10 protein-coding genes are annotated in these 10,600 nt (G+C 36.4%); 5 read left to right on the plus strand and 5 right to left on the minus strand.

Going from position 1 to position 10,600, the window contains the following annotated elements; all coding sequences use genetic code 11:
- The 5 genes from U9Q18_02820 to trmD all read right to left on the minus strand — a co-directional run.
- Positions 1-1,009: FprA family A-type flavoprotein (locus U9Q18_02820; protein MEA3313290.1), on the minus strand; the 1,009-nt coding region annotated here is incomplete at its 3' end.
- A gap of 5 nt (positions 1,010-1,014) precedes the next feature.
- Entirely contained in the window at positions 1,015-1,716 is a 702-nt protein-coding gene (locus tag U9Q18_02825) for a flavin reductase (GenBank protein MEA3313291.1), read from the minus strand.
- 34 nt (positions 1,717-1,750) lie between these two features.
- Positions 1,751-2,335: a rubrerythrin family protein gene (locus U9Q18_02830; protein MEA3313292.1), complete on the minus strand. Its 585-nt coding sequence runs from the start codon at positions 2,333-2,335 to the stop codon at positions 1,751-1,753.
- A gap of 212 nt (positions 2,336-2,547) precedes the next feature.
- Positions 2,548-3,102, minus strand: a complete 555-nt coding sequence (locus U9Q18_02835; protein MEA3313293.1) for an RNA methyltransferase — start codon at positions 3,100-3,102, stop codon at positions 2,548-2,550.
- Positions 3,099-3,857, minus strand: coding sequence for a tRNA (guanosine(37)-N1)-methyltransferase TrmD (gene trmD, locus U9Q18_02840; protein MEA3313294.1), 759 nt, complete (start codon positions 3,855-3,857; stop codon positions 3,099-3,101). Before trmD ends, U9Q18_02835 begins: the two co-directional genes overlap by 4 nt.
- Positions 3,858-4,064: 207 nt before the next feature.
- On the opposite strand from trmD, the gene U9Q18_02845 reads away from it, so the two are divergent.
- The 5 genes from U9Q18_02845 to U9Q18_02865 all read left to right on the plus strand — a co-directional run bounded on the left by U9Q18_02845 (position 4,065) and on the right by U9Q18_02865 (position 10,348).
- A complete protein-coding gene (locus U9Q18_02845; protein ID MEA3313295.1) occupies positions 4,065-8,060 on the plus strand; it encodes an SBBP repeat-containing protein in 3,996 nt (1,331 codons plus the stop codon).
- A gap of 115 nt (positions 8,061-8,175) precedes the next feature.
- On the plus strand, positions 8,176-8,688 hold the full coding sequence (locus U9Q18_02850) for a nitroreductase family protein (protein ID MEA3313296.1): 513 nt from the start codon (positions 8,176-8,178) through the stop codon (positions 8,686-8,688).
- 110 nt (positions 8,689-8,798) lie between these two features.
- Positions 8,799-9,353, plus strand: coding sequence for a L,D-transpeptidase (locus U9Q18_02855; GenBank protein ID MEA3313297.1), 555 nt, complete (start codon positions 8,799-8,801; stop codon positions 9,351-9,353).
- On the plus strand, positions 9,350-9,838 hold the full coding sequence (locus U9Q18_02860) for a hypothetical protein (protein MEA3313298.1): 489 nt from the start codon (positions 9,350-9,352) through the stop codon (positions 9,836-9,838). Before U9Q18_02855 ends, U9Q18_02860 begins: the two co-directional genes overlap by 4 nt.
- 6 nt (positions 9,839-9,844) lie before the next feature.
- Positions 9,845-10,348, plus strand: a complete 504-nt coding sequence (locus tag U9Q18_02865; protein ID MEA3313299.1) for a gamma carbonic anhydrase family protein — start codon at positions 9,845-9,847, stop codon at positions 10,346-10,348.
- Positions 10,349-10,600: the final 252 nt, after the last annotated feature.

The raw sequence follows: 10,600 nt of genomic DNA on the forward strand, positions 1-10,600 counted from the left end.
AACCAATAATTGATGCAAATTTCAACTTAGGCCTTAGGATGTTGGCAAGATAAGCCGCATAAGCAACATTTGGATGCGGGCCAACTAAAACTGTAGGCGAGCCAATCACTACAGTGGCACTATCTACCAGGGCAATTGCTAATTCTCCTATATCTGTTTCGGTCAGATTAAATGGTTTCGCCCTTATGCCCCTGTCTTTAAGAGCATTTACAAAGTATTCCACCATTTTAGCGGTACTTCCATGCATTGAAATATAGGGAATAACGACTTCGTTTTTTACTTCGTCGGATATCCAGTCCTTATAGGCATTGATAATAAATTCAGGATCTTTGTAAACTTGTCCATGGCTCGGTGCGATTATATCAACTTCAAGTTCTAAAATTTTCTCAATGTTTTTTCTGATAGTAGTTCTAAAAGGCATCATAATCTCTGCGTAGTAGCGCTTTGCCGCGAGGTACACAGCCGTTTCATCTTCAACAAAAAGTTTATCTGATGCAAAATGTGAACCAAGAAAATCGCAGGTAAACAAAATTTTATTTTCTTTAAGATATGTAAACATCGTTTCGGGCCAGTGAACCCATGGAGCAAAAATAAATTGAAGAGTTTTATTCCCAAGTGGCAAAGTTTCTCCATCATTTATAACGATGAATTTGTTATCATTAATACAAAGGAGATCCATAAGCATTTTTTGGCATTTTAGATTGGTTACGACTTTTGCATCAGGATAAAGTTCCAGTATCTTCGGGATAGAGCCTGAATGGTCTTGCTCTGCATGATTAGCAATAATGTAGTCTATTTTGTCTATTTTTAGCTCCTCAAGATTTGCTATGAGTTGTTTTTCTTTTGCTGGGTCAACTGTGTCTATTAGTACTGTTTTTTGGCTCCCTTTTACTATATAAGAGTTATAGCTTGTTCCGTCTGGCAGTGGAATAAGCTCATCAAAAAGTTTTCTATCCCAATCTATTGCACCTACACTATAAATATCAGATTTAATTTCTCTTACTGGCATTTCCGTCACTCTTCCTCAAATTCTGTTTTTTCTACCCCGCACACAGGACAGACCCAGTCATCCGGTAGTTGCTCAAACGGTGTCCCCGGATTAACTCCAGAGTCAGGATCCCCTACCTTAGGGTCGTACACATACCCACAAACTGTGCATCTGTACTTTTTCATTTTATTTTCCTCCTTTTGATTTTTTTCTTCTATATATGTTGGTGCCGTTTTGGGTGATTTGCCTTTCTTTACGGTATGATAATATGCATAGGTCATAGGTTCACCTTCATTTAATATATCGGCATCAACTACCTTTCCAATGAAGATAGTGTGTGTACCTACATCCACCGTGCTAACGACTTCGGCTTCAAGATAGGCTATTGAATATTCCAGAACTATCGGAGCATCAGTGACTCCCAATTTATAATTAACCTCGCTGAATTTGTCTATTTCTCTTCCCGATTTAAAGCCAAAATGCCCTATAAATTTTATTGAGGTTTCTTTTGCGAGAACTGAAACTGTAAAAACTTTGCTTTCCTTTATGAATTCGTGTGTTAAGTTTTGTTTGTTTATACTTACTGCTATTGTTGCGGGGGTCGATGTGATTTGAAATACCGTATTTGCAATCTGGCCATTTAACTTTTCATTTCTTACAGAACTTATCACATACAATCCATAGCAAATTTTACGTAATACCTTCAAATTTGTTATATCGCTCTCCATTTATGATCCCCCTTTTTCCTTTACGCCATGTTATCTAAAACCCTTTACATTGAAGCTCAAAATAATTTTTCGGATGACTGCAGGATGGACAGACTTCCGGCGGTTCTTCTCCTTCGTGCAGATAGCCACATTTTTTGCATACCCAGCGGACTTTTTTATCTTTTTTGAAAATCGTATTTCCTTCGATTTCTTCCAGCAATTTTTTATACCTTTCTTCGTGATGCTTTTCTGCAACAGCAATTGCTCTTATCCGTTGCGCAATTTCAGGAAGACCTTCTTTTTCCGCTATATCTGCAAACTCAGGATACATTTCAGTATGTTCATAGTTTTCGCCTGCTATTGCTGCTTTTAGATTTTTAACAGTATCCTCTAAAATTGTTGGAGCTGCAGCTTCGACCTTTATTTCATCGAAGTTTTCGCCGCTCTGTTTTTTGAGGTCATTGATTAATCTAAACAGCCACTTAGCGTGTTCTTTCTCATTTTCAGCTGTTAACAAAAAAATCTCTGCGATATGCTCAAATCCTTCTTTTTTAGCAAGATTTGCATAGAAAGTATAACGATTCCTTGCCTGGCTTTCCCCAATAAATGCTTTTGTTAAGTTTGTAATTGTACTTTTCATATTTTTACCTCCTTTTTTTGATTATTTAAAGTTTATCATTCCTTTTTTTAAAAGTCAATAGATATGCTTGATGGTTTAGAGATATACATGGTCTGAGGGAAAAAGCTATATAAGATTTTCTAAAACCTGCTTAAAACAAGTATGATTTGCTTGGTTAAACTATTTTGCACAGAAAGTAGATGTAATAATACTGATTTTTTCTGGTTTAATTTCTATAATGCAGTGCTTAATCTGTACAGAACAATGGAAAATGCGCTTCTTACTGATAGATGGTTAAATATGCCTACTCCTTTAATAGAAGGAAGGAAAAAATCTATTTTTTTAAGAGCTTCCCCGGCTAGTCCCCAACCCGTACCAAACACGATGAGTGCCGGGATATCTTTTTTAAGGAAGTTGCGTGTTTCATCATAACTTATCATCCTTGCATCTTTTTCTTGTGCCGACGTTCCTATAATGATGGGTTTTTCGCCTTCCGTTTCAGCTATATCCGCAATTGTTTCTTCAAAACTTTCAGAAAGTTTGACAATTTCGATTGCTTTATTTCTGTTTGGATTGTATTTTTTGCCAGTTGTTTCCCAAAATTTTTTTATTCGTCCAACAATTGCCCTTTCTTTTTCAAAGGGCTGCACAATATACAAATTCTTTGCACCAAATGTCTTTCCGGCACGCGCCATATCGTGAATATCATGGATAACAATACTTGTGACAATTATTTCCCTATTTTTGTTATATACAGGATAGTGCAGTAAAGCGGTATAGAGCTTCACCTATTTAGTATCTCCCTTAAAACCTCTTCCAGTTCATTTTTTATTTCTTTCAAAAGTTCTTTTTCTTCCTTTGTAAATCTTTTTTTAAGAATCAAATCTGGTCTTTTTATCAGGGTTCTTTTTAGCGATTGTTTTAATCGCCATTTCTTTATGTTTCCGTGATGTCCTGAAATAAGTACATCAGGCGCTTCTTTGCCGCATATTTCTCTTGGGCGCGAATATTGAGGGTACTCCAGAAGGTTGTTCTCAAAGCTTTCTTCACTCAGAGAAGATCTGTTTCCAAGCACTCCAGGAATAAGACGCACAACTGCATCAACAACAAGCATTGTAGGCAATTCGCCGCCGCTTACCACATAATCACCAGTCGATAATTCCATATCCGCCAACTCAATCACTCTTTCATCAATGCCTTCATAATGAGCTGGAATAAAAAGAAGAGATTCTTTGTCTTTTAAGAAATTTGCCGTTTCTTGAGTGAATCGCTCTCCCTGTGGAGTAAGTATTACCTTGTAACTTGGTCCGAACTTTTTTTCTATATCAACAATACCTTTAATAACCGGCTCTGCAAGCATTACCATCCCTGCCCCACCGCCATATGGAGTATCATCGGTTGTTCTGTGTTTATCTTTTGTATAATCGCGAAGATTATGCAAACAAAGATCCAGCAACCCTTTTTCATTTGCTATCTTAATGATTCCTTCATTTTCCACGCATTCAAAAAGCTCAGGAAAAATTGTCAGAATATGTATTTTCATATCAATAAATTATAATGCTTTTTAATTTTTTCTAAAACGTATTAATTTCCCAATATGAATCTAAAAAATGTTTGCAATTTTTTGAAACAGTTCTACAATTATTTTTGTTGCTCTTAAGGAAAAGTGTAACTCTGCAAATTGAATACAGACATACTTAGGGCACTGGCAGTAAATTGTTTTCACTATTTTAATGTAAAGAGGTGATTGATGGGGAAGCACTTGAAGAAAGCACTACTGTTTTTTATACTAAGCATTACGATATCAACAATATGTTTTTCACGGTCTTTCCTTTTAAAACCACTTATTCCTCAGCACAATACCCCCATTAAAAGCGAAATTAATAGTGTGATAGCAAATACCAGTGTGCCGTTTATTAAAAATGAAGGGCAAACTGATAAAGGAGTTTCTTTTTATGCTTCCACACAACACGGTACTATATTTGTAACTCGCAAAAACGAAATTGTTTACTCGCTGGATGGAATAAAAGAAAATGAAACCAATGAATACAAAACTGTTGCGCTGAAAGAAACACTTGTTAATACAAATGCGCCTTTTGTGCATGGCGAAGATCTATCAGAAACAAAAGTTAACATCCTTTTAGGGGATGATTCGTCAAAATGGAAAAATAATATCCCTTCCTACAATACCATATCGCTTGGGGAGCTGCACAAAGGAATAGAAGTCAAGTTGAGAGCTTATAACAACAATGTAGAAAAACTTTTTTACATAAGCAGTAAAGGAAATGTAAAAGATATAAAAATAAAGATAAGCGGTGCAGATACTCTTACATTGGGGGAAGAAGGAGAACTTTTAGCAAATACTTCGTTAGGTGCCGTAGCATTTACAAAACCGATAGCATATCAGGAAATTAACGGCAAAAAAACATATGTAGAAGTTAAATACACGGTAAATAAAGATATCTATGCCTTTGATGTAGAAAGCTACGACAAAAATATTCCCCTCGTGATAGACCCGCTTTTAGCTTCTACCTTTATTGGGGGAAGCGATTCTGATTATGTCTATGACGTCGTTCTTGATACATCAAATAATGCATATATTGTAGGTTACACAAATTCATTTAGTTATCCAACTACTACTGGCGTATACCAATCTGCTAAAACTGGTGGATACGATGTTTTTGTAAGTAAATTTAATAATGATCTTTCTGCTCTTTCCGCGTCTACATTTATAGGGGGAAGCGGCACCGACAGGGCCTATGCCATTGCTCTTGATTCATCTTACAATGTATATATCGCAGGCTACACAAATTCAACTAATTATCCAACCATCAATGCATATCAAACAGCAAATAATGGAAATTATGATGCTTTTATAAGTAAACTATCAAATGACCTTTCTACACTTTTATCTTCCACATATGTCGGCAGCAGCAGCTATGATTATGCCTACGGAATTGCTCTTGATTCATTAGACAACATATATATCACAGGATACACAAATTCAATCAATTATCCGACTGCTGCTGGGGTATACCAAACCGCTAATAGTGGTGGGTATGATGTTTTTGTAAGTAAATTTAATAGCGATCTTTCTGCTCTTTCCGCGTCTACATTTATAGGGGGAAGCGGTTCTGACAATGCTTTTAAAATTGCTCTTAATTCATCAGGCAATCTGTATATTGCAGGTTATACAGATTCGTCCGATTATCCTGTAACTGCAAATGCATATCAGAGCGAAAGAAAGGGCCTCACTGATGTTTTTGTGAGCCAATTAACAAATGACCTTAAAGTGCTTTCATCTTCAACTTATATAGGCGGCAGCAATAATGATAGGGCTTATGCCATTGCTCTTAATTCCTCTAACAATGTGTATATCACAGGAGAAACTTACTCTTCCGACTATCCAACAACTACTAATGTATATCAACCAGGGAATAATGGTGGATATGATGTATTTGTGAGCAAACTTTCTGATGACCTTTCTACGCTTTTATCCTCTACATACATCGGTGGAAGCAGTCATGATTATGCTTATAGTATTGCTCTTAATTCAGAAAACAATGTATATATTACAGGTAAAACACTATCAGCTAATTACCCGACGACCGATAGAGCATATGAGACAGAGTTCAATGGAAGTAGTGATGTTTTTATAAGTAAACTTAATAATGACCTTTCTGCTCTTTCCGCATCCACATTTATAGGCGGAGCTACCGACGAAGAAGCCCGCGCCATTGTTATTGATTCATCCGGTAATATATACGCAACAGGCTTTACAAATTCTTCCGATTACCCAACAACTAGTGGAGCATATCAAATAAACAATAACGGTGTTTACGATGCGTTTGTGTGTAAATTTAATAGTGACCTTGCAGCAGATACATATACTATCACTGCAACAGCAGGCAGCAACGGCACTATCACGCCTTCCGGAGATATTACGGTAAACTATGGAGATAGTCAAACATTTACTATTACCCCTGACACAGGATATCATATTTCAGATGTACTTGTTGATGGGACATCAGTTGGAGATGTAGAAACATACACATTTAATAGTGTAACAAGTAACCATACAATATCAGCAATGTTTGCAATTGATATATATGCATTAGATGTAACAGTTATAGGAAGTGGCAGTGTAACAAAAGATCCTGATCAAGTTAGCTATGACTACAATACAGTTGTAACGCTTGCTGCAACCCCTGATACAGGTTGGCATTTCGTTGGGTGGAGTGGCGATGCTATGGGAACAGACAATCCTCTCACAGTAACAATGAATGCTGACAAAAATATTACTGCTCTATTTGAAATCAATACATATACAATTACTGCTTCAGTATCAGGAACTAATGGTACTGTTTCACCTTTAGTGCAAACAGTAAATTATGGGAGCAATGCTTCTGTTATTATTACACCAGATACAGGTTGCCATATTGCTTCTGTAACAGATAATGGAGCAGATGTAACAGGGTCAGTTGTAGACAATGGTAATGACACATATACATACACAACAGCAGCCGTAATAGAAAACCATGATGTTGTTGTAATGTTTGCAATCAATACATTCACCATCACCGCAACAGCAAACTCTAATGGTTCAATGTCTCCTTCAGGCAGCATAACTGTTAATTATGGAGACAGTCAAACATTTATAATTACTGCAGATATAGGATACATGATAAATCAGGTAATTGTTGATGGCTCTCTTATTAAACCGATAAGAAAAACATACACATTTAATAATGTAATAAGCAACCATACGATCACAGCAACATTTGTAAAAATTCCTGACACAACGCCGCCAACATTAACACTTTCAGGTGTAGATCTTAATGTCACCACTATCACATCCTCTTCTTTCTTTTCCTTTGGTCTTATTGCAACAGATAGTCCAGAAAGTATTGCAAGAACAGTAGTTAAAAACAATGGCATAACAATAAAAGACATAATGGGCCTTCCAATAATAAATGACTCTGTGATCACACTTTTCGAAGGGATAAATGATATAGAGGTAACAGTATATGATGCAAGCGGTAACTTTACCACAAAATCATTCAGAGTAATATCCGACACAAAACCGCCGGTTGTTAAACTTAATAAGATACTTGAATCAGTTTCGTCCAATGCGCTCAACATTACAGGAACCATATTTGATACAGGCACAGGAATAAAAGAAGTTAAAATAAACGGAAAAACTATGGTATTGCCGTTGTCAGGTAAGCTCAATACCACATGCACTCTAACACAAGGAAAGAATATTATCACGGTACAGGTAACTGACAAAGCAGAAAACACTGTGACAGAAACATATGTTGTAAACTATACTGCCGCTACCCTTATGAAAATCATCACCTTACAAATTAACAACCCAGAGATTACAATAAACGGTATAAGTAAAACTATTGATGAACAGGGAAGCAAACCAGTCATAAAGAACGACAGGACACTACTTCCAATAAGAGCATTGATAGAATCATTAGATGGGCACATTACCTGGAACGAAGAGACAAGAGAAGTAACAATCAACCTTAACTACCACACGATAATACTTACAATAGACAACAATACGGCAGTAGTAGACGGCATTAAAATGCAAATAGACCCAAACAACGGCAAGGTAACTCCAATCATCATTAATGGAAGGACTTATCTTCCTTTAAGATTCATAGTAGAACACCTTGATGGAGTTGTTGACTGGGATAACGACACCAGAACTGTGATAATATACTGCTGGCCGTAAGAATGGGTATACAGATTCTTGAAATTTTAGTACAGAATTATAAAATAATATAAGTACCTAAAAGTAAATATATAAAAACACGCATTAAATAGAACTAAAAAGGAGGAAATGTAAAATGTATGAAAATGAAAAAGTGTTAAACGGTAAAGAATTACTTATGAAAAGAAGAAGTGTAAGGGAATTCAAAGACAAAGAAGTTCTCCAAGATGTTCTTCGCGAAATATTTGAATTGTCCAGATTTGCACCAACGGCCAGTAATTCACAAGCATATTATTTTGTAGTCGTAACAGATAAAAAAGCATTGGAAGAACTTGCTAATGTAAGAGGTGGGAGCACTGCTCCCATTGGCCGTGCGCCTATGGCCGTTGCAATTTGCGTAGACCCAGACAAAACAAGCAGGCCAACAGAAGACGGATGTATTGCGGCGTATCACTTTATGCTGGCTGCCCGCTACTACAGTTTGGGAACCTGCTGGATGGCAGATATGGACAGGGAAAACATCAAGCAAGCGCTTAATATACCTCAAAATCATCTTGTTGCAACAGTAACTCCAGTGGGTTACCCTGTAAAAGAACCTGATATGCCTACAAGAAAGCCAAAAGAAGAATTTATTAAATATTCAGGTTAATTTTTACCGTAAAACTTTAGAGAAGGGAAGCAAAATATTTTGCTTCCCTTCTCTTTTTGCCTTTATAATATATTGTTTTGAAAATAAAATATTACGCGTATAATTTAACTATGAAAAACAACCGGAAAATAAAGAAAATTATTGTATTCATTATATTGCTTGTCGTCCTGACGAGCTTCCCATCTGCAAGCAAAAGTATAACCAGAACTATCGTGGTAAATAAAGCATATCGCCTTTTATTTGTCAAAGAAGATAACGAAATTCAGCAAGTTATTCCCATTTGCATCGGAAAAGGTGGAGAAAGCGAAACGCCAACCGGCACATTTAGCATCATCAACATCATCCATAATCCAAATTGGTATTTTGAGGGAAAAACATACAAACCATATATAGAAAATAAGGAAAATGGCCTTGGCATCTGTTGGGTGGGAATTTCTCTTTCAGGATACGGCCTTCACGGGACAAACGAACCACTCTCCCCGGGAAGGAATTTATCCCACGGCTGTGTAAGAATGAACAACAGCGATGTAAAAAAACTTTCTAAAATTTCTTTTGTAGGGGAAAGTGTAGAAATCAAAGAAGGCGAAAATAACATAATAGCAAAACACCTCGAGGGGATACATATTCTTTATAATGTAGAAAATATTTTAGGAGAGTCAAAATGAATAAAAGCAAACTTTTAGGCATTGCATTTTTACTTATTGCAATAGCATTTGCCGCGTGGCTTTCTTCAACTACCGGCGCAAGAACCACTGGAGCAACCATAATGGGCTTTATTATACTTGTGCTTCTTCCTGCAATCATCGGAGCTTATATTTTTATACAAGGCGGGAGAGAAGAAAAAGAAACAAAAAAAGTGACTGCCGAACAAAAGATACTAAATGCAGTTGAAACAAGAGGCACCGTAATGATAAATAATCTCATAGTAGAAACAAGGTTAACAAGAGACACGTTTAGAAATTATCTTGAAGACCTTGTAGGAAAAGGACTGTTTACAGGATACGTAAACTGGAAAGAAGGAAAACTTGTTTCAAAAGATATGTCAAAGATGGATATGCATAAATGCCCGAACTGTGGCGGCGAGCTTGAACTCGCAGGAAAAGGTGTGGTAAGATGCCCCTTCTGCGGTACAGAAATCTTCCTAAAATAGAGACCGATGATAATTGTTCAATACAATAGAAAAAAACCAAAAATAGATAAAACTGCTTTCATCGCAGAAACCGCAGTAATTATTGGAGATGTAACAATTGAGAAATATGCAAGTATATGGTACGGTGCTGTTTTGCGTGGAGATACTGCACCAATCCATATTGGCAAAGGAACAAACGTACAGGACAATACAGTAGTTCACGTAGATAACGCTCCATGCATTATAAAGGATTACGTAACCGTCGGGCATAGCGCAATCATACATGCTGCAGTAATAGAAAAAAATTGTCTCATCGGTATGGGGGCAACTGTACTTTCAGGTACTCACATTGAAGAAGAATCAATTATCGGAGCAAATGCGCTGGTTGCAAAAAACAAGAAAATACAAAAAGGAAGTCTTGCTGTTGGCGTCCCTGCAAAGGTTATGCGCCTGCTCACAAAAGAAGAGAGAAAATCAATACATAAACATGCAGTTGATTATACAAAACTTGCTGAAGCATACAAAAAATAAATAGACAATAATTTCTTGCTTACAAAATATCTTGAAATAAATAATTAAATTGCCTTAAAAACCTCGTGTCAACTTGCATAATCCTCATTTATTTCAAAATATGTTTCTACTAAAAATAATTTTCCTGAATAAGTTCCGAAACATATGAGACTTTTGTAAATATATTATACTATACAGAAAGTTAAAGAATACAGGAGGTTAAAGAAGATGTCTAAGAATGATTATAGGTATGTACAGAAACTAAACCTGAGC

The organism is Caldisericota bacterium (assembly GCA_034717215.1).
In the GTDB taxonomy this organism is placed as follows: Bacteria; Caldisericota; Caldisericia; order Caldisericales; family Caldisericaceae; genus UBA646.

Excerpts from the sequence above, each read along its gene's own strand:
- U9Q18_02825 (MEA3313291.1), bottom strand. The coding sequence starts at position 1,716 with ATGGAGAGCGATATAACAAATTTGAAGGTATTACGTAAAATTTGCTAT.
- U9Q18_02830 (MEA3313292.1), bottom strand. The coding sequence starts at position 2,335 with ATGAAAAGTACAATTACAAACTTAACAAAAGCATTTATTGGGGAAAGC.
- trmD (MEA3313294.1), bottom strand. The coding sequence starts at position 3,857 with ATGAAAATACATATTCTGACAATTTTTCCTGAGCTTTTTGAATGCGTG.
- U9Q18_02845 (MEA3313295.1), top strand. The coding sequence starts at position 4,065 with ATGGGGAAGCACTTGAAGAAAGCACTACTGTTTTTTATACTAAGCATT.
- U9Q18_02850 (MEA3313296.1), top strand. The coding sequence starts at position 8,176 with ATGTATGAAAATGAAAAAGTGTTAAACGGTAAAGAATTACTTATGAAA.
- U9Q18_02855 (MEA3313297.1), top strand. The coding sequence starts at position 8,799 with ATGAAAAACAACCGGAAAATAAAGAAAATTATTGTATTCATTATATTG.
- U9Q18_02860 (MEA3313298.1), top strand. The coding sequence starts at position 9,350 with ATGAATAAAAGCAAACTTTTAGGCATTGCATTTTTACTTATTGCAATA.
- U9Q18_02865 (MEA3313299.1), top strand. The coding sequence starts at position 9,845 with ATGATAATTGTTCAATACAATAGAAAAAAACCAAAAATAGATAAAACT.